This is a genomic window from Bacillus sp. S/N-304-OC-R1, assembly GCF_019749375.1.
Classification (GTDB): domain Bacteria; phylum Bacillota; class Bacilli; order Bacillales; family Cytobacillaceae; genus Cytobacillus.
The window spans coordinates 220,514-238,506 of sequence record NZ_JACWFE010000024.1 but is presented as its reverse complement, the minus strand read 5'-3'; the positions used below and the strand labels follow the sequence as shown (position 1 = coordinate 238,506).

Annotated in this window: 19 protein-coding genes, 1 pseudogene and 1 riboswitch; of the genes and pseudogenes, 11 read left to right on the top strand and 9 right to left on the bottom strand. The window is 37.1% G+C overall.

The genetic code is table 11. The features are described 5' to 3' along the window. Positions 1–32 precede the first annotated feature (32 nt). The gene (locus tag H0173_RS19620) at positions 33–347 is read right to left on the bottom strand and encodes a hypothetical protein (protein WP_221848560.1); all 315 of its coding nucleotides are present in this window, start codon (positions 345–347) and stop codon (positions 33–35) included. A gap of 217 nt (positions 348–564) precedes the next feature. Here H0173_RS19620 and H0173_RS19615 point away from each other — a divergent pair, with 217 nt between their 5' ends. Both H0173_RS19615 and argH read left to right on the top strand, forming a co-directional pair. Next, positions 565–1,773 (top strand): argininosuccinate synthase, encoded by a 1,209-nt coding sequence (locus H0173_RS19615; protein ID WP_221848457.1) that lies wholly within the window; start codon positions 565–567, stop codon positions 1,771–1,773. Continuing rightward, positions 1,770–3,149 (top strand): argininosuccinate lyase, encoded by a 1,380-nt coding sequence (gene argH / locus H0173_RS19610; RefSeq protein WP_221848456.1) that lies wholly within the window; start codon positions 1,770–1,772, stop codon positions 3,147–3,149. Before H0173_RS19615 ends, argH begins: the two co-directional genes overlap by 4 nt. Before the next feature lie 42 nt (positions 3,150–3,191). On the opposite strand, the gene H0173_RS19605 is transcribed toward argH, so the two are convergent. Next, positions 3,192–3,458, bottom strand: a complete 267-nt coding sequence (locus H0173_RS19605) for a YciI family protein (RefSeq protein ID WP_221848455.1) — start codon at positions 3,456–3,458, stop codon at positions 3,192–3,194. A 194-nt stretch (positions 3,459–3,652) separates the two neighbouring features. Then, positions 3,653–3,731: riboswitch (glycine riboswitch) on the top strand. A gap of 317 nt (positions 3,732–4,048) precedes the next feature. On the opposite strand from H0173_RS19605, the gene H0173_RS19600 reads away from it, so the two are divergent. The 3 genes and pseudogenes from H0173_RS19600 to H0173_RS22850 form a co-directional block, all read left to right on the top strand. After that, positions 4,049–4,324 (top strand): ACT domain-containing protein, encoded by a 276-nt coding sequence (locus tag H0173_RS19600; RefSeq protein WP_221848454.1) that lies wholly within the window; start codon positions 4,049–4,051, stop codon positions 4,322–4,324. Between the two features lie 18 nt (positions 4,325–4,342). Next, positions 4,343–5,704, top strand: a complete 1,362-nt coding sequence (locus H0173_RS19595; protein ID WP_221848453.1) for a PFL family protein — start codon at positions 4,343–4,345, stop codon at positions 5,702–5,704. A 46-nt stretch (positions 5,705–5,750) separates the two neighbouring features. After that, a pseudogene (locus H0173_RS22850) lies at positions 5,751–5,987 on the top strand (DUF2087 domain-containing protein); the annotation flags it as partial. On the opposite strand, the gene H0173_RS19585 reads toward H0173_RS22850, so the two are convergent. The 3 genes from H0173_RS19585 to H0173_RS19575 all read right to left on the bottom strand — a co-directional run bounded on the left by H0173_RS19585 (position 5,876) and on the right by H0173_RS19575 (position 7,839). After that, on the bottom strand, positions 5,876–6,547 hold the full coding sequence (locus H0173_RS19585; RefSeq protein WP_221848452.1) for a phosphatase PAP2 family protein: 672 nt from the start codon (positions 6,545–6,547) through the stop codon (positions 5,876–5,878). The pseudogene H0173_RS22850 and the gene H0173_RS19585 overlap by 112 nt on opposite strands. Further along, entirely contained in the window at positions 6,544–7,158 is a 615-nt protein-coding gene (locus H0173_RS19580; protein ID WP_221848451.1) for a DedA family protein, read from the bottom strand. Before H0173_RS19580 ends, H0173_RS19585 begins: the two co-directional genes overlap by 4 nt. A 228-nt stretch (positions 7,159–7,386) precedes the next feature. Next, the gene (locus tag H0173_RS19575; RefSeq protein ID WP_221848450.1) at positions 7,387–7,839 is read right to left on the bottom strand and encodes a universal stress protein; all 453 of its coding nucleotides are present in this window, start codon (positions 7,837–7,839) and stop codon (positions 7,387–7,389) included. Between the two features lie 110 nt (positions 7,840–7,949). Between H0173_RS19575 and H0173_RS19570 the strand changes: the two genes are divergently transcribed. Continuing rightward, the gene (locus tag H0173_RS19570; protein ID WP_221848449.1) at positions 7,950–8,111 is read left to right on the top strand and encodes a hypothetical protein; all 162 of its coding nucleotides are present in this window, start codon (positions 7,950–7,952) and stop codon (positions 8,109–8,111) included. A gap of 51 nt (positions 8,112–8,162) precedes the next feature. Here H0173_RS19570 and H0173_RS19565 read toward each other — a convergent pair whose 3' ends face one another. Then, the gene (locus H0173_RS19565; RefSeq protein WP_221848448.1) at positions 8,163–9,260 is read right to left on the bottom strand and encodes a M24 family metallopeptidase; all 1,098 of its coding nucleotides are present in this window, start codon (positions 9,258–9,260) and stop codon (positions 8,163–8,165) included. 207 nt (positions 9,261–9,467) lie between these two features. Between H0173_RS19565 and H0173_RS19560 the strand changes: the two genes are divergently transcribed. From H0173_RS19560 to H0173_RS19550, 3 genes are all read left to right on the top strand, one after another. Next, positions 9,468–10,148 (top strand): metal-dependent hydrolase, encoded by a 681-nt coding sequence (locus tag H0173_RS19560; RefSeq protein ID WP_221848447.1) that lies wholly within the window; start codon positions 9,468–9,470, stop codon positions 10,146–10,148. A 115-nt stretch (positions 10,149–10,263) separates the two neighbouring features. Continuing rightward, positions 10,264–10,509 (top strand): hypothetical protein, encoded by a 246-nt coding sequence (locus H0173_RS19555; RefSeq protein WP_221848446.1) that lies wholly within the window; start codon positions 10,264–10,266, stop codon positions 10,507–10,509. A gap of 98 nt (positions 10,510–10,607) precedes the next feature. Next, the gene (locus H0173_RS19550; RefSeq protein ID WP_221848445.1) at positions 10,608–11,924 is read left to right on the top strand and encodes a CBS domain-containing protein; all 1,317 of its coding nucleotides are present in this window, start codon (positions 10,608–10,610) and stop codon (positions 11,922–11,924) included. Between the two features lie 46 nt (positions 11,925–11,970). Here H0173_RS19550 and H0173_RS19545 read toward each other — a convergent pair whose 3' ends face one another. Beyond that, a complete protein-coding gene (locus tag H0173_RS19545; protein ID WP_221848444.1) occupies positions 11,971–12,264 on the bottom strand; it encodes a YtpI family protein in 294 nt (97 codons plus the stop codon). 125 nt (positions 12,265–12,389) lie between these two features. Here H0173_RS19545 and H0173_RS19540 point away from each other — a divergent pair, with 125 nt between their 5' ends. Continuing rightward, on the top strand, positions 12,390–13,328 hold the full coding sequence (locus tag H0173_RS19540) for a DHH family phosphoesterase (RefSeq protein ID WP_221848443.1): 939 nt from the start codon (positions 12,390–12,392) through the stop codon (positions 13,326–13,328). A 62-nt stretch (positions 13,329–13,390) separates the two neighbouring features. Here the strand turns inward: H0173_RS19540 and ytrI are convergent, their stop codons facing one another. Continuing rightward, positions 13,391–13,891 carry a sporulation membrane protein YtrI gene (gene ytrI, locus H0173_RS19535; protein WP_221848442.1) on the bottom strand — a complete coding sequence of 167 codons (501 nt, stop codon included), beginning with the start codon at positions 13,889–13,891 and terminating at the stop codon, positions 13,391–13,393. Then, positions 13,888–14,223 (bottom strand): sporulation membrane protein YtrH, encoded by a 336-nt coding sequence (gene ytrH / locus H0173_RS19530; protein ID WP_221848441.1) that lies wholly within the window; start codon positions 14,221–14,223, stop codon positions 13,888–13,890. Before ytrH ends, ytrI begins: the two co-directional genes overlap by 4 nt. Before the next feature lie 213 nt (positions 14,224–14,436). Here ytrH and dnaE point away from each other — a divergent pair, with 213 nt between their 5' ends. Continuing rightward, positions 14,437–17,796 (top strand): DNA polymerase III subunit alpha, encoded by a 3,360-nt coding sequence (dnaE, locus tag H0173_RS19525; protein WP_221848440.1) that lies wholly within the window; start codon positions 14,437–14,439, stop codon positions 17,794–17,796. Positions 17,797–17,993: the final 197 nt, after the last annotated feature.

Genomic DNA, 17,993 nt, shown 5'->3' with positions numbered 1-17,993 from the left:
TCGGAGCACAGTCATATCTTAAATGAACCACCTTACATATGGGCCTTTTCGGAAAGATCCTGGTTCGTCCTGTACCATAGCCATAAGTCATTAATAATAGAGGCAAGCTCAGAAATTTCACTGTTTAACTCACATGATCTGATAAAGTTTCCTTCGTCAGAAAGCTGGGCTTGTTTTAAATTAATAAATTCCTCAAGCTCCGCAATCCGGTCAGGAATTCTTCCCCTAATACTTTCCCATTTAAATAAAATATGCTGCTGTATATTTTCAGGGTATTGCTCCCATTCTCGATCAAAGGCAGGAATAGGAATACCAAGCCGTTCATCAAGTGAAAAATATTCCACGATTGAAATCCTCCAACTCTTTAATGCTTTCATTCTACTATAATATCCATTTTTAAACCATGCTCGCTTACAAATAAAATGAGAACCACAGAATTAATTTTTATGCATTTTTAAGAATAAGTATTGATTTTCAGCAAAATTATGATAATATAATACATTATAAATGAATAAAGATTACTAAAGATGAATAAATATTCGTAAACATTAGGAGGAATTTTATATGTCAAATCCAAAAGTTGTTCTTGCCTACTCAGGCGGTTTAGATACTTCAGTTGCAATTAAATGGTTAGAAGAGCAAGGATATGCAGTTGTAGCCTGCTGTCTAGATGTTGGTGAAGGCAAGGATTTAAATTTCATTCAGCAAAAAGCTTTAACAGTTGGTGCTGTTGAATCTTACGTGATTGATGCTAAGGATGAGTTTGCTAATGAATATGCACTAACAGCACTTCAAGCACACACATTGTATGAAGGTGTATATCCGTTAGTTTCTGCTCTATCTCGTCCGCTAATCGCGAAAAAGCTAGTTGAAGTAGCTGAGAAAGAAGGCGCAGTTGCTGTAGCACACGGTTGTACAGGCAAAGGAAACGACCAAGTTCGTTTTGAGGTAGCAATTCATGCATTAAACCCAGAGCTTGAAGTATTAGCACCAGTTCGTGAATGGAAATGGTCTCGTGAAGAAGAAATCGAGTATGCGAAGCAAAAGGATATTCCGATTCCTATTAATTTAGATTCTCCATTCTCTATTGATCAAAACTTATGGGGAAGAAGCAATGAGTGCGGAATTTTGGAAGATCCTTGGGCTGCACCGCCAGAGGAAGCATATGAATTAACTTCAAGCCTTGAAAATGCTCCTGACACAGCAGATGTAGTAGAAATTGGCTTTGAAGAAGGCGTGCCAGTTAGCTTGAACGGAAAATCATATAAACTAGCTAACCTCATTCTTGAATTGAACGCACTTGCTGGCAAGCATGGTGTTGGCCGTATCGACCACGTTGAGAACCGCCTAGTAGGAATTAAATCTCGTGAAGTTTATGAGTGCCCAGGCGCGATGACATTAATGAAAGCACATAAAGAGCTAGAAGATTTAACACTTGTTAAAGAAGTAGCTCATTTTAAACCTAATATTGAAAAGAAAATGGCAGAGCTTATTTATGAAGGACTATGGTTCTCTCCTTTAAGAACGGCTTTAGCAGCTTTCTTGAAAGAGACTCAAACATTTGTAACTGGAACAGTACGCGTGAAGTTATTTAAAGGTCACGCAATTGTTGAAGGAAGAAAATCTCCTTATTCTTTATACGATGAAAAGCTTGCAACATATACTTCAGATGACGAATTCGATCATAATGCAGCTGTGGGCTTCATTAAGCTTTGGGGCTTACCTACAAAAGTTCAAAGCATTGTCCAGCAAAACAAGAAGGTGAACGTGTGAAAAAATTATGGGGCGGCCGTTTTACAAAATCAGCTGAAGAATGGGTAGATGAATTTGGCGCTTCCATCTCCTTTGACCAGGAATTAGTCATGGAGGACATTGAGGGAAGCATTGCTCATGTGACCATGCTAGCGAAGTGCGGAATCATCTCAGATGATGAAGCGGCTAAGATCAAAAATGGCCTTGAACAGTTAAAAGGAAAGGCAGCAAACGATGAACTCCAATACTCTGTTAAGCTAGAAGATATTCATTTAAATCTAGAAAGCTATTTAACAGAGCTAGTAGGCCCTGTCGGTGGAAAGCTTCATACGGCCCGCAGCCGTAATGATCAGGTTGCCACTGATATGCACCTTTACTTGCGAAATCAGGTTGGAGTAATTCTTGAGCTAATCGAAGAAATGCAACAGGCATTATTAGAGCAAGCCCAAGCAAATGTGGAAACGGTTATGCCAGGCTATACTCATCTCCAAAGAGCGCAGCCGATTTCATTTGCTCATCATTTAATGGCCTATTTCTGGATGCTTCAGCGTGATAAGGAGCGTTTTACTGAAAGTGTTAAAAGAATAAATGTGTCCCCGCTTGGTGCCGGAGCTCTAGCAGGAACTACATTCCCAATTGACCGTCACCTTAGTGCAGAACTGCTTGGCTTTAATGGAATTTATGAAAATAGCTTAGATGCTGTTAGTGACCGAGATTTTATTCTAGAATTCTTATCTGACAGTTCAATGTTAATGATGCACTTATCAAGATTAAGTGAAGAATTTATTCTTTGGTCAAGTCAGGAATTCAAATTTATCGAGCTTGATGATAGTTTCGCAACAGGAAGCAGCATCATGCCACAAAAGAAAAATCCGGACATGGCTGAGTTAATTCGCGGAAAAACTGGCCGTGTTTACGGAAACCTAATGGGGCTTCTAACAGTATTAAAAGGTCTGCCGCTTGCTTACAATAAAGATATGCAAGAGGATAAGGAAGGCATGTTTGATACAGCTAAAACGGTCACAGGCTCTCTTAAAATATTTGCAGGTATGATCCGTACGATGACTGTAAATAAGAATAGAATGGATATGGCAACAAAGACGGATTTTTCTAATGCAACAGAGCTAGCAGATTACTTATCTAGTAAGGGAATACCTTTCAGAGAAGCGCACGAAATTGTTGGAAAGCTTGTGCTAACATGTGTCAACAAAGGCTGTTACCTTGCTGATCTGTCATTAGAGGAATTTGTTGAAGCACATCCACTATTTGAAGATGACATTTATGAAGTATTGGATCCTGTTACAGCTGTGAAAAGAAGGAATAGTGCTGGTGGAACAGGCTTCGAGCAAATATTAACTGCGATTGAAATGGCAAAGAAATTAATGTCAAATAAGTAATTGAAAAATAGAGTGCTAACGGGGCACTCTATTTTTTTCGCTTTATTCGTTAAGAGTGCTTCTCCACTCTTTTAATGTAAATTCACGTGTCTTTTCAATGGATGCAGGATCACCATCTGCTAGTATGCGTGCTTCCTCTAGTGACTCTGCGCGGAAAATAATTAATCCGCCGCTATGGTCTGTAAAAGGTCCCTTCGCAACGATCTTACCTTTTTCAATTAAATCATTTAGATAATCAATGTGTTCTTTACGAATTTCCTCGTCCTTTACAGGATCGATTGTCCTCATGATGGCGATAAAATAGTTCATTAATGTGGTCCTCCTAACATTAAAAGACTGTTCTCTATCTATATTTTGACTGAATTATTTGAAAAGTCAATTATAAATTCTTCCTGAATTTTTACATTGACCGGTTATTTAAATAGTGATAATATTAACAATCATTTTACTAAAATGATTAATTTAAATAGCAAGCAATGAACGCTATGGATCAAACTATAGCGGGAGCAGCTTCTGGAGAGACCGTTATCATGACGGCGCCGAAGGATTCACAATCTCAGGCAAAAGGACAGAAGAGTAACATGATATTTTTGTTATTCTGACGCCTAAGAGATTGGAGAGACCAATCTCTTTTTTTATTGGCTGTTTTCTAAAAGATTGATGCATTTAACATTGGAGATGCAGAGTGGATTGGAGCGAAGGGCGCTTGACTCCTGTGGGTGATAGAGGAAAAGTCAAGACCCCACAGACGGAACGTCGAGGAGGCTTGACTTCCTCCCCAAGGAAAGCAAGTGCCCGTAGCGGAAAGGAACGGTTCAGTATTCATTACCAAAAACAACACACTTTTCGAAAACAGCTTTTTTATTTTATAGGAAAGAAAAATTATTGAGGTGAGAACATTGAGTCAAAGACGAGCGGTAGTAAGTGTAATTGGAAAAGATCAGGTTGGTATTATTGCAAAAGTAACAAGTGTACTTGCGGAAAAGGAAGTAAATATTCTTGATATAAGCCAAACGATCCTGGATGACTTCTTTACGATGATGATGTCCGTGGATGTAACGAAAATAAGTGATTTTGAATTATTGCAGACGGCCCTTAGGATATTAGGAGAAACGATGGGACTTACAATTAATATTCAGCGTGAAGAAATTTTTGAAGCAATGCACCGAGTGTAACAGGAAGGGGATACTACCATGAATTTTAATATGAATGAAATGATCGAAACAATCCGCATGGTCCAAATGGAAAACTTAGATATCCGCACAGTGACAATGGGGATCAGTCTTCGGGATTGTGTTGATTCTAATTTTGAAAAAATGAACGAACGAGTATTTGAAAAAATAACTCACTATGCAAAGGATCTTAAGAAAGTAGCAGAGCAGGCAGAAAAGGAATTCGGTATTCCGATTATAAATAAGAGAATTGCCATCACACCTGCCGCAGAGATTCTAGGAAATGCTACACCGAAGCAAGCGGTTATTCTTGCTCAAACGTTAGACCGTGCTGCCACTGTATTAGGAGTAGATTTTATTGGTGGATTTTCCGCACTTGTTCACAAAGGGATAACAAAAGGTGATCAAACGCTGCTTGAAGCAATTCCAGAAGCGCTAAGTACAACTGAACGTGTATGCTCTTCTGTATCTATTGGAAGTACAAGAGCTGGAATTAATATGGATGCAGTTAGACAAATGGGCATCATTATGAAGGAGGCAGCAGAGTACTCAAAGGATCAAAATGGTTTAGCCTGTGCGAAGCTTGTCGTCTTCTGCAATCCAGTAGAGGATAATCCGTTTATGGCTGGTGCATTTCATGGAGCGGGTGAAGGGGAAGTCGTCCTAAATGTCGGTGTGAGCGGTCCCGGTGTTGTTTTGAGTGCTCTAAAGCGATATCCTGATGCGGATCTTGGAGAAGTCGCAGATATTATTAAAAAGACTGCTTTTAAAATTACCCGCGCAGGTGAATTGATTGGCCGAGTGGTTGCAGAGCGCTTGGGCGTTCCTTTTGGGATTATGGATTTATCGTTAGCACCAACAAATGCGCAAAATGATAGTGTAGCAGAAATATTGGAGGAGATCGGATTAGAGAGTGTTGGGACTCACGGAACGATTGCTGCATTAGCCTTAATGAATGATGCTGTTAAAAAGGGAGGAGCGATGGCAAGCTCGTATGTTGGCGGATTAAGCGGTGCCTTTATTCCTGTCAGTGAAGATAACGGCATGATTAGGGGAATCCTTAATAACTCTCTTACTCTATCTAAGCTCGAAGCGATGACTTGTGTTTGCTCGGTCGGTCTAGATATGATCGCAGTAACAGGCGACGCAACAGCTGCGACATTATCCGCCATTATTGCGGATGAAGCTGCTATTGGAATGATTAATAAGAAAACGACAGCTGTCCGGATTATACCGGTACCAGGCAAAAAGGAAGGCGATATGGTAGAGTTCGGAGGGCTTCTTGGACGAGCGCCAGTTATGGGAGTGAATCCTTTTCACTCTGAAAAAATGATTCGCCGAGGAGGAAGAATTCCTGCACCTCTGCAATCGATGATTAATTAATCTGGATGTTAATCACCTTATTTTGAACTAATGCAAGGAAAAAGAAGTTAATATAATTATAAAAGATTTTTATTCCGATTTTGCACTTTTAAGAAGATATTTAGTAGAAGTAGTGTTTGCAAGATTTACTGCGTTAATAAATCTCTGGAATAAGGAACAGCGGCACACAGGTTATAATGTTTGCCGCTTGTCCCTTTTTTCTACAATTAATTTTAATAAAATTAAACACATCGTTAACCAAGCTCCTCCAGCTGAATACCCTGCCAATACATCACTTGGATAGTGCACACCAAGATAAATTCTGCTAATTCCAATAAAGAGTACAAGAATGAAAAACATAATGAAAGTCATTATTTTAGCTGTTTTCTTTTCATAGAAAAGGATGAGGAAATAGGTAAGCATTCCATAAAGGACAAAAGACATCATGGCATGGCCACTAGGGAAACTATATCCTTTTTCTTGAATTATGGGATGAATAACTGGTCTAGCCCGATGAAAAATCCATTTTAGAAGGAGATTAAAAAGAGCTGAACCAATGATTGCTAGGATAAAGAAAAACACTTCCCATCTTTTTTTATAGATGATCATAAGCATAATGGTGATGATTGAAATTAGAATAATGGATTTGGATGAACCTAAAAAAGTAAAAGCCTTCATTATTTCCGTATTTCTTTCTGAAATGAGGCCTTGAATAATATTAATAATATTCATATCGAATTGATATAGCTCTTTTTCAATAAGCTCATCAGCAAATTTCCAAAAAATAAGACAAAAGATGATAAGTACAGTAATAGCATAGAGAATGAATCTTTTAGTTGCTGAAACTTGCTGTTGAATAATCATTCGTATACCTCCGTATCTTTTGCATCTTTTTTTCTTTTCCAAACGATATAAAACGTTACTATAAGACCTAACAGAATTATTGGAATGAGTACCATACTAAATTTTGAGACATAATGTTCAACCATATGCCAATTCTTCCCTAGAATTCTTCCTAATGTGATAAAAAAGAAACCCCAAATAATAGCACCTGAATAGGCAAAAAGTGCAAACTTTTTAAAGGAGTAGCTATTAATACCTGCTAAATAGGCTGTTACATGGCGAATTCCAGGAATGAAATAGCCAATCAGCAGCAGAATGGGGCCGATTTTATTAAATAATTTTTTTGCTCGATTTATTTTTTGCTCGTTAATATGTATTTTAGGACCGTATTTTTGTAAAAACGGAAGGCCTAATTTTATGCCTAATAAATAACTGAATGAAATTCCCCCAATGGCACCAGTAAAGGCACTAAGTAAAGAAAGGAGATAAGATAATTTTCCTTGATATACATTAAAGCCAACATAAGTAAGCAGCACCTCATCAGGTACAGGCAGACCGATAATTCCTCCAATTAATGCCAATATAATTCCGAAGTAACCAAAATGTTCAAGAAGATTAATGATATGGTGCATATAATATTCATCCAGTCTCTTATGAAGTATAGTTATTAGTATTTGTACTTTTTGAAATAAATATATGAAATTAATAGCATTTGTTTAAATTATATGCTACTTATTTGCATTAAGTTGATTGACTCGCCTGGAACGGACATCAACGGACCATGTTAAGAAAGCATAAAAAAAGAGTGCCCCCTAAAAGTTATGCTTTTAGAACACCCTCATCATATTTTATATATTCTATTATTTTTCATCTTTACTTGTACGAACAACAAGGACATCACAAGAAGCATAGCGCACGATGTTTTCCGATACACTGCCAATTAGAAAGCGTTCCATTGCGTTCATTCCTGTCGCTCCGCAAATAATGAGATCCACTTTCTGCTTGTTAGCAATATCCTTTGGGATAACAACTTTTGGTGAACCGTAATCTACCACATATTCTACTTTTGAAACCCCTGCCTCTATGGCATCATTTTTATATTTCTCCATTAACTCTTTAGCAAACAAATCTGCTCGTTCGGCAATCGTGCGATCATAGGCTTCGACTGTTGAAAATGTGCGAGTATCAACGATATGCACTAAAGTAATTTGAGCATCATTTCGTTTTGCGATTTCAATCCCCTCTTTCAAAGCCCATTCTGCTTCTGTAGAACCATCGACAGCGATTAATATATTTTTATATTTCATCCCCATAATGAATCCCTCCTTTCCTTTATTATACAGGAGGCAAAAGTGAATATCTGTAACAAATAATCGAACAATAAGACAGGTAATGTAATATTTTTTCAAGGAGAGTGTGTCAAATGGAGAAGCGAAATCCAGAAGGGCAATCTAATTATTTTTTCAATGAGGAAGGTCAAAACGAAGTAAGCGATCAAATTATGGATGCTTATAATAGCGGGGTAATTGAACAGGCGAATAATCATTTTAATGTTGACACGGAAGAAGCAGAAGGAGAAATGTAATGATAGAAAAAAGCTGTCTAAACATGACAGCTTTTTTCTATAGATGTTAACTTATTTTAAGATCTGTAATTCTTTCGGGAATTTAGTCAAGATTTCAACACCAGTTGCAGTGACTGCGATATCATCTTCAATCCGGACCCCAGCAATTTCCGGAACATAAATTCCAGGCTCAATCGTATACACCATTCCTTCCTCAAGAAGAAGTGGGTTTGTTTCTGTTAATGAAGGATATTCATGCACACTAATGCCCAATCCATGACCTAAGCGATGAGGGAAGTATTCTCCATAGCCAGCATCAGCGATAATTCTTCTTGCTGTTAAATCTATCTCTGAACAGCTGACTCCTGGTTTACTAGCTTCGACAGCCGCAAGTTGTGCTTTTAAAACCGTTTCATAGATTTCTTTTTGCTTATCATTTATGTCTCCATACGCAACAGTTCTTGTAATATCTGAGCAATAGCCATCAACGATGACCCCAAGATCAAATAGAACAAAATCGCCTTTTTTAATTTTTGTTGCTCCTGGTGTTCCGTGTGGAGAGGCTGCATTTGCACCAGTTAGAACCATTGTAGAGAATGACATTTGACTAACGCCTTTTTTCTTTAATGCATATTCTACAGCAGCAATAATTTCTAGTTCAGATTTGCCTTCTGCAATTTCAGCACAGCCAACTTCAACAGCATAATCTGCTAAGGCACAAGCTTCACGAATGATATTAAGCTCTTTTTCATCTTTAATCATTCGAAGCTTTCTTAATTTCTCTTCAGCAGAAACGAATCTAGCACCATCAAACATTTGTGAAAGAATTTCAAAGCGTTCAACATTCATATGTTCTTTTTCAATTGCTATATTGTCAACCTTTTTAATGCGGCCAGAAACAGCTTTATGTATCATTTCCCATGGGTTTTCAATATCGCTGTAAGAAATGATCTCGTTTCCCCAGCCCGCATTTTTTGCATCTGTTTTATCTAATGCAGGACAAACAAGGAAAGGCTCTTCTTCTTGAAAAACAGCTAATCCAAGAAGGCGTTCATGAGGATCGCTTAAAAAACCGCTAAAATAAAAAACATTTTCTGGAGCTGTCACAAAGCAAACCTGTACGTTATTTTCTTTCATCCAATCGGATAGTTTCTGTATTCTCTTGTTCATGAATACCCTCCTAAAATTGAAGCGCTTTTTTAACAGCTGATAAAGCGCAAAAAATTTTAATTGTTATCATAAAAAGATTAGCAACTAAATAAGAAAAAGTAAACTTTTAGAACAGTTTGAAATAGGGTATAAGTGTATATGAGGCAGGAAAATGAAAACTTTCGTTGAAATTATTTACATAACGAAGTAGCAGAAAGGGGCAGGAAAATGAAAGTATCATTTCATGGACATTCTCTTGTGAAAATTGAATCACAAGGTAAGACGATCCTAATTGATCCATTTATTACAGGAAATAGTTTAACAGATTTAAAAGTAGAGGATGTAAAGCCAGATGTAATTATTGTCACCCATGGCCATGGTGATCATCTAGGAGATACAGTTGAACTAGCGAAAAAACATGATGCTCTTGTTATTGCAAACTTTGAGCTAGCAACTTATTTGAGCTGGAAAGGCTTAAATACACATGGAATGAGTATAGGCGGGGCTTATCAATTTGATTTTGGTAAGGTTAAGTTAACACCTGCTTTTCATGGAACAGGACTAGAGACAGAAAACAATGAAATTATTTATTTAGGCATGCCTGCAGGAGTACTTGTTACCATTGAGGATAAAACCATTTACCATGCCGGGGATACCGGACTATTTTCTGATATGAAATTGATCGGCGATCGCCACCCAATTGATCTTGCCTTTTTGCCGATTGGAGACAATTTCACTATGGGACCAGAAGATGCAGCATATGCGGCCGGTTTATTAAGTGCCAAAAAGGTTATTCCGATGCATTACAATACATTCCCGCCAATTAAGCAGGATCCTCAAAAATTTGCAGATATGCTCCAGCCCGGAGTTGTTCAAATCATGCAGGTAGGAGACTCAATAGAACTATAAAAGATTTGCAGCAGCTTGAATTTCAAGCTGCTATTTTTGATTAAAAAGAAAACGATACATTTTCCAAGCATGTCCGCATACATATTAATGTAGAAGATGAATAGGAGGGATTTTAATGAAAAAGAATCGATATTTGCTATGTCTGCTACTATGTGGCTTGCTGCTTTATTTTGCTGTGCCAAGATTAGATATTTTCAGTGATGGGTTGAAAGGGATATTTGCCCTGTCCTGGCTTGCCTTCGCCCTTATTGTAATAGCAGGAAACTTAACAGCGCTACTCTATTCCCCTAAAAAATCATCATCAAGTACTGGATTAACAAGAGTGCAAGAGAGAAAGCGTGCCAGAGCTTTTTATCGCTAGCAGAAGAAAGTTTAGGACCTTCATCACATCGAATTGAAATAGAGACGTTTTTAACCTTATAATGAAGATATAGGAAATATAGAAAAAGGGTGAACGTCTTGGCTACAAAGCATGAACAAATATTGCAATATATTGATGAATTGCCGGTCGGGGAGAAAATATCAGTAAGACAAATCGCCAAGGCACTGAACGTGAGTGAAGGGACAGCTTATCGAGCAATAAAGGATGCTGAGAATAAAGGATATGTCAGTACAATTGAACGGGTTGGAACGATTCGTATTGAGCGGAAGAAGAAAGAAAATATCGAAAAGCTAACTTTTGCTGAAGTCGTTAATATTGTGGACGGACAAGTATTAGGCGGAAGAGATGGATTGCATAAAACATTAAATAAATTTGTTATCGGTGCCATGAAGCTGGAAGCGATGATGCGGTATACGGATGCAGGAAGTCTGCTAATAGTCGGAAACCGGATACGTGCACATGAATTAGCACTCAAGGCAGGTGCAGCAGTACTTATCACAGGAGGATTCGATACAGAAGAAGATGTAAAAAAGCTTGCTGACAAACTTCAGCTTCCTATCATCTCTAGCAGCTATGATACATTTACAGTTGCTACCATGATTAATCGGGCCATTTATGATCAGCTAATTAAGAAGGAGATTATCCTTGTTGAGGATATATTAACCCCACTTGAAAAAACAGTTTATGTAAAAACAACTGATAAAGTTTCAGATTGGCTTCATTATAATCGAGAAACAGAGCATGGACGCTTCCCGGTAGTAGATAAAAACTTAAAGGTACACGGGATGGTTACGGCTAAAGATATTATGGGGCATGATCCTGATACACCTATTGATAAGCTAATGACGAAAAATCCAATGACCGTTGGGAAAAAGACGAGTGTCGCTTCCTCGTCCCATATGATGGTTTGGGAAGGCATTGAGGTTCTTCCGGTTGTAGATGATTCAAATAGATTGGAAGGAATCATTAGCAGACAAGATGTGTTAAAGGCACTCCAAATGATTCAGCGGCAGCCGCAGGTTGGTGAAACTATTGATGATATTGTCACTAACCAGCTCGTATTAATGAGAGGGAAAACAAAAGGTGAAGATGTATATCGATGTGAGGTCACACCTCAGATGACCAATCACCTTGGGACAATTTCTTATGGGGTATTTACTACAATTGTTTCTGAAGCAGCGAATCGTGTGCTTAGAAATTATAAAAAAGGTGATCTTGTCGTCGAAAATATGACGATATATTTTCTTAAGCCCGTGCAAATTGAAAGTATGATAGAAATTTACCCGCGTGTACTTGAAGTAGGACGTAAATTCGGGAAGGTCGATGTAGAGGTTTATAATGAAGGGGTTTTAGTTGGAAAAGCCATGATGATGTGCCAATTGATTGAAAGATAATAGGCATAGAAAGCCGTTCCAAATTTGGAACGGCTTTAGTAAAAGTTTATTCTTTTGCTTCATTTGCAGCGATTGGTAAATAATATTTATAAGCTTTAAAGCCGCTAAAAATATTTAATGCCCCTAACAGGACGAAAATTCCGCCAACAATATAAGTAACCTTATTGCCATCAAGGAAAAATTGGTTTAATCCAAATAACCCAATAAATAACCCAAGAGCAACAGTTGATTTAGATGAGATCCATTTTCTTTCGGCAGGTTTCTTGCTGCGGACATATTTTACTTTGTAATATACATAAAAGGAAAGTGCAATCGTAATAAAAATAACGAGCGCTGGCATTTTTTAAATAACCTCCAATTTTGTCACTATGAGGCTATTTTAACTTTATATCAAATAAAATGCCATAACTTGCTCTTTTTTCTTTTGCAGTAAAAATAATTTAGATGATCATAAAGGAGCAGACAATGAAAGAGAAAATATTAAACACCATTAAAGAATATGAAACGATTATCATTCATAGACATGTTCGTCCGGATCCGGATGCATACGGTTCTCAGGGCGGTCTAGCGGAGATATTAAAGACCTCGTTCCCAGAAAAAAATATATATACAGTTGGAAAAGAAGAAGAAACGCTTCACTATTTACGAAGACTTGATGAAATACCTAATAGTGCATATGAAGGGGCATTAGTGATTGTTTGTGATACAGCAAATGCTGAGAGAATATGCGATGATCGCTATCATTTAGGAGATAAACTAATTAAAATTGACCACCATCCTAATGTGGATCCGTACGGAGATATGATGTGGGTTGACACAGATGCCAGCTCTGTGAGTGAAATGATTTATGAATTTTATCTTTTTGGCAAGGATAAGGGCTTAAAAATGTCTGATGAAGGGGCCAGACTACTATTTGCTGGAATCGTAGGAGATACCGGCCGATTTCTCTTTCCAAGCACATCAGATAAAACCTTTGCTTATGCAGGTGAATTAATTCATTATAATTTCTCAAGACCTGAGCTGTTTGATAAGATGTATGAATTATCACCAAATGTCGTAAAGTTAAATGGATATGTTCTTCAAAACTTTGAAGTAAGAAATCATGGTGCTGTTTCTATGGTGTTAAAAAAAGAATTACTAGAAGAATTTCAAGTAAAGGCTTCTGAAGCGTCCCTTCTAGTTGGAGCACTAGGTCATATTAAAGGCATTAAAGCATGGGTATTCTTTATTGAAGAAGAGGACCAAATTAGAGTCCGGCTTCGTTCTAAAGGCCCGATTATTAATGAAGTTGCACGAAAATATAATGGTGGAGGCCATCCGTTAGCAGCAGGTGCTTCCATTTATTCATGGGATGACATGAACACTGTCATCAATAATCTGGAAGAAGTATGTAAGGAAAACTAAATGAAGAAAAGGGGCAGTTCCTTACTCGGTTCAACAGAAAGTGAGAACTGACCCTTCTAACTTCAATCAAGCATAATATTCACTTTAATAGATAAGGTTGTGTAAATGACCATTTGTTTGACTTCAACACGATAGCGTTTTTCATTAATTCTAAAAACCTTATTCTCAATCATTTTTTTTATTAAATCACTGCTTTTATATACCGTTTCAATATCCTTAGCTTTCATCAATTTAATATCCTCTTTTAATTCATCTTCGATTTCGAAAACACTAAAAGAATCAAGCTTATATTTATCACTATTCAGGATTTTTACTTTAATATCTTGAACGGTAAGCAATTGACGATTCTGTTTATTTAACTCTTTAAAATCTTCCTGCCAAATTTTAATATCATTTTTAAGATCAGCAATTTCTTCTTTCTGTGTCTTAATTTCCTTACTGTATTTTTCATGCCATTCCCCAAAAATATAAAGAAAAATAAACCAGCTAATCATTCCGCCAATTGCCATACCGGCGAAGAAACGCTGCCAGACAGGATTACGATAATATGGAGGAATCCTCATATTATATGCTCCCTTGTTAGCCAGTAAATAAGCATAGCGCCAGTTTGAGCTCCACCGAATGCAGAAAGAACTAATAGAAATTGTTTGAAGAGGTCTTTTGTTTGACCATCAAAAACACCTTTTTCAAAACTATATAATGTATCAAATGTTCCTCCGATGGCTGCTATGATTGCCCAAATTCGAATGATGTTCGAGATTCGGTAAGCCTCGGTTAAAGGTGGTTTTCCTGTAAGGAATGCAGCAAGACTCCCAATAATGGAACCGCCAATAATTACGCCAAGGGCAATAAAATAACTATCAAAGAGTGAAGCGAAATAGGGTTGGAATCTCATAAACATCCTTCCTTATTGCATATTAGATTAAGCTGCTACTTTTCATTTCCGCTAAGGATCAAACCATTTTCTATCATTCTATGGACAAACTTTTTAAAATATGTTTAATGAGACTATGCAATTTTTAATTCTGTCAAAAAGGAGAACATATTTTCTTTTTTGTATGAACCATCCTATAATAGGAGCAAGAGATGAATTAAGGGTGTGAACAAATTGTCATTTATTCACCTTCATGTATATAGCGCGTATAGTTTGTTGACTAGTACTGCTACTGTTGAGCAGCTTGCTGCAAACGCAAAACAAAAAGGATTCGGAGCACTAGCTTTAACGGACCGAAATGTCATGTACGGAGCGATTGCTTTTTACAAGGAATGTTTAAAACACGCAATTAAACCAATTATTGGGCTAACGGTTGATACAATTAGTGAGATTAACACTGATGCATATCCGATTATCCTTTTGGCAAAAAATCAAATCGGCTTTCAAAATCTATTAAAAATTACAAGTGTTGTTCAAACAAAATCTCCTGAGGGAATTTCAGCAAAATGGCTTAAGGGTTATTCTGAAGGCTTAATTGGAATTAGCCCTGGTCTGGATGGAGAAATAGAACATTATCTAGCAGCTGATGAATATGATAAAGCTCTTCAAGCAGCATATATATATAAGGAAATGTTTGGTACAAACAATTTCTATTTATCACTTCAGAACCATCAAATCCCAGAAGAAGCTAAAATGCAGCCAAGTTTAATACGCTTGTCAAAGGAAACAGGGATTGAGCTTACTGCAACAAATGGAGTCTATTATTTAGAAAAAGAGGATGCATTTGCTCAGGAGTGTCTGTTGGCGATAAAGAATGGTGAAAAACTTCAAGATGAATCACGAAATCACCTTCCTAGTACTGAATATTATTTAAAAACAGCAAATGAAATGTCAGAGTTATTAGGGGAATATCCAGATGCTCTGGAAAACACATTAAAAATAGCAGATCAGTGCAATGTCATGCTGGAACTTAATCAATCCAATCTTCCTAAATATCCGATTGAAAAACATCGAAGTGCTGATGAGATGCTCGATGATACTTGTTGGAAGGGATTTAATGAGAGATATAGCAATATTACTAGCGAGCATAAGCAAAGGTTAAAATACGAGCTGCAAATAATAAAAAAAATGAAGTTTAGCGATTATTTTTTAATTGTTTGGGATTTTATGAGGTTTTCGAGGGAAAAAGGGATTTTAACAGGGCCAGGTCGGGGTTCAGCTGCAGGATCAATGGTTGCGTACGTTTTATATATTACTGATGTTGATCCGATTGAGCATAAGCTTCTATTTGAACGGTTTCTAAACCCTGAGCGGATATCAATGCCGGATATTGATATAGATTTTCCCGACCATCGCAGAGATGAAGTCATAAAGTATGTTTCACAAAAATACGGGGAGCTTCATGTGGCACAAATTATTACATTTGGAACATTTGGGGCTAAAGCGGCATTACGGGACATTGGCCGCGTATTTGGCTTGAATCCTAAAGAATTAGATAGTTTATCGAAAAAAATACCATCCAAATTAGGAACTACTTTAAAGAGTGCGTTGAAGGAATCTGAATCGCTTAGAATGTTTGTTAATGAATCAAGCTTTAATCGAAGTCTATTCGAAAACGCTCTAAAGCTTGAAGGCTTGCCAAGGCATACATCTACTCATGCAGCAGGGGTCGTGATTAGCGAAAGGCAGTTAGTAAATGTCATTCCGATACAAAATGGCCATGATAATGTATATTTGACACAGTACTCAATGGAGCATCTAGAAGAAGTTGGATTATTGAAAATGGATTTCTTAGGGCTAAGGAATTTATCTTTAATCGAAAATATTTTACATTCAATTCAGAAAAAAACAGGAAAAAAAATAAATATTAAATCCATTCCCTTAAATGACAAAGCAACCTTTGAGTTACTTAGCAGAGGAGAAACGACAGGTATTTTTCAGCTTGAATCTGAAGGAATGAGAAGGGTATTAACAAAGCTGCGGCCTTCACGATTTGAGGACATTGTGGCTGTAAATGCTTTATACAGGCCAGGTCCAATGGAGAATATTCCGCATTTTATTGATCGAAAGCATGGAAAAGAAAAGGTTGAATATCCTCACGATGATCTAATCCCAATCCTTGAAAATACATATGGAGTTATTGTATATCAGGAACAAATTATGCAAATTGCAGCTAAGATGGCGGGATTTACACTAGGGGAGGCTGATCTCCTTAGAAGGGCTGTCAGTAAAAAGCAAAAAGAAGTGCTGGACAGGGAGAGGGAGCATTTTGTTAATGGCGCCTTAAAGAACGGTTATCACGAAAAAAGTGCACATAATATTTACGATTTAATTGTTCGTTTTGCCAATTACGGATTTAACAGAAGCCATGCAGTTGCCTATAGTTTTATTTCCTATCAGCTTGCCTATTTAAAAACACATTATCCCCTTTATTTTATGGCGGCATTGCTTACATCTGTTATTGGAAATGAAGAGAAAATTTCTCAGTATATAAGAGAAATGAAACAACGGAATTTGGAAATTCTTCCTCCTTCTATTAATAGCAGCGGTTTTTCTTTCTTAGTAGAAAAAGATGCGGTCAGATACAGCTTGGCTGCCATTAAGGGAATAGGAGCAACGGTGCTTAAAGAAGTCTTTCGTTCCAGGAAGAATAAGCGATTCCAGGATTTATTTGATTTTTGTAATCGTGTTAATGTAAAAGCGGTTAATCGAAAAATGCTGGAGGCATTCGTTTATTCAGGCAGCTTTGATGAATTTGGACAAGATCGTGCTGACCTTCTTGCCAGTCTAGATGCCGCAATCGAACATGCCAATTTATTAAACCCTGAGGAAGATCAATTTGATTTCTATTCAGATAGTGATTTTTTTCCTAAGCCAAAATATACAAAAGTAGAACCAATCCGTTCGGAAGACAAGCTAGCTTTAGAGAAAGAAGTGCTCGGAATATATTTATCTGACCACCCTGTTTCTTCGTATGAGACATTTTTGCCAATTCTTCATGCAGTACCGCTTTACAAATTGCAGGCTAATATGAATAGGATACGAACAGTTGTCTATTTATCGAATATCAAAAAAATCAGAACAAAAAAGGGAATGGCCATGGCATTCCTAACAATAAGTGATCAAACAGATGAAATAGAAGCAGTGGCATTTCCAGATATTTATAGTAAATTTTCGGCCTTATTGAATCAAGGGAATATTCTGCTATTAGAAGGAAAAATGGAAGAAAAACAAGGGAAACGCCAGTTCATCATTCAGGTATGTGAAGACATTCATAACGCTATTGAAAAAGAGGAAAAAAGAGACCCAGTACTATATTTAAAAGTCACTGCTGATAAAGAAAAGCCAGAAATACTGTATCAATTAAAGAAAATATTTAATCAAAATGAAGGAAAAGTGCAAATTGTTTTATTTTATGAGGCTACCAAGAAAAGGATTCGTTTAGGAGAAGAGGATTTAGTCAATCCAACTGAGGATTTCATAAGAAAGTTAAAGGAAATTCTTGGAGAATCAAACGTCATTTTGAAGAAATAGCAAAAAGCCATCACCATGTTATCACTTTACATCATCAACAAATATGGTATATTTGAAAAAAGAGAAAATGGTCTGACCACCTAAAAAATAGGTGATGGATAAAAGAGATAAAGTGGTGTATGAAGCAGATAATGAGAGGACCAGCTATGGTCTTCTAACTTTTCTCATATTGAAACTTACAGCTATTTCAAAATCTA

Coding starts and splice junctions, on each gene's coding strand:
- ytrH (WP_221848441.1), bottom strand. CDS start 14,223: ATGAGATTCCAACCCTATTTCGCTTCACTCTTTGATAGTTATTTTATT.
- H0173_RS19595 (WP_221848453.1), top strand. CDS start 4,343: ATGAATTTTAATATGAATGAAATGATCGAAACAATCCGCATGGTCCAA.
- H0173_RS19575 (WP_221848450.1), bottom strand. CDS start 7,839: ATGGGGATGAAATATAAAAATATATTAATCGCTGTCGATGGTTCTACA.
- H0173_RS19540 (WP_221848443.1), top strand. CDS start 12,390: ATGAAAGAGAAAATATTAAACACCATTAAAGAATATGAAACGATTATC.
- H0173_RS19570 (WP_221848449.1), top strand. CDS start 7,950: ATGGAGAAGCGAAATCCAGAAGGGCAATCTAATTATTTTTTCAATGAG.
- H0173_RS19565 (WP_221848448.1), bottom strand. CDS start 9,260: ATGAACAAGAGAATACAGAAACTATCCGATTGGATGAAAGAAAATAAC.
- ytrI (WP_221848442.1), bottom strand. CDS start 13,891: ATGAGGATTCCTCCATATTATCGTAATCCTGTCTGGCAGCGTTTCTTC.
- H0173_RS19580 (WP_221848451.1), bottom strand. CDS start 7,158: ATGCACCATATCATTAATCTTCTTGAACATTTTGGTTACTTCGGAATT.
- H0173_RS19545 (WP_221848444.1), bottom strand. CDS start 12,264: ATGCCAGCGCTCGTTATTTTTATTACGATTGCACTTTCCTTTTATGTA.
- H0173_RS19605 (WP_221848455.1), bottom strand. CDS start 3,458: ATGAACTATTTTATCGCCATCATGAGGACAATCGATCCTGTAAAGGAC.
- H0173_RS19615 (WP_221848457.1), top strand. CDS start 565: ATGTCAAATCCAAAAGTTGTTCTTGCCTACTCAGGCGGTTTAGATACT.
- H0173_RS19585 (WP_221848452.1), bottom strand. CDS start 6,547: ATGATTATTCAACAGCAAGTTTCAGCAACTAAAAGATTCATTCTCTAT.
- H0173_RS19560 (WP_221848447.1), top strand. CDS start 9,468: ATGAAAGTATCATTTCATGGACATTCTCTTGTGAAAATTGAATCACAA.
- H0173_RS19555 (WP_221848446.1), top strand. CDS start 10,264: ATGAAAAAGAATCGATATTTGCTATGTCTGCTACTATGTGGCTTGCTG.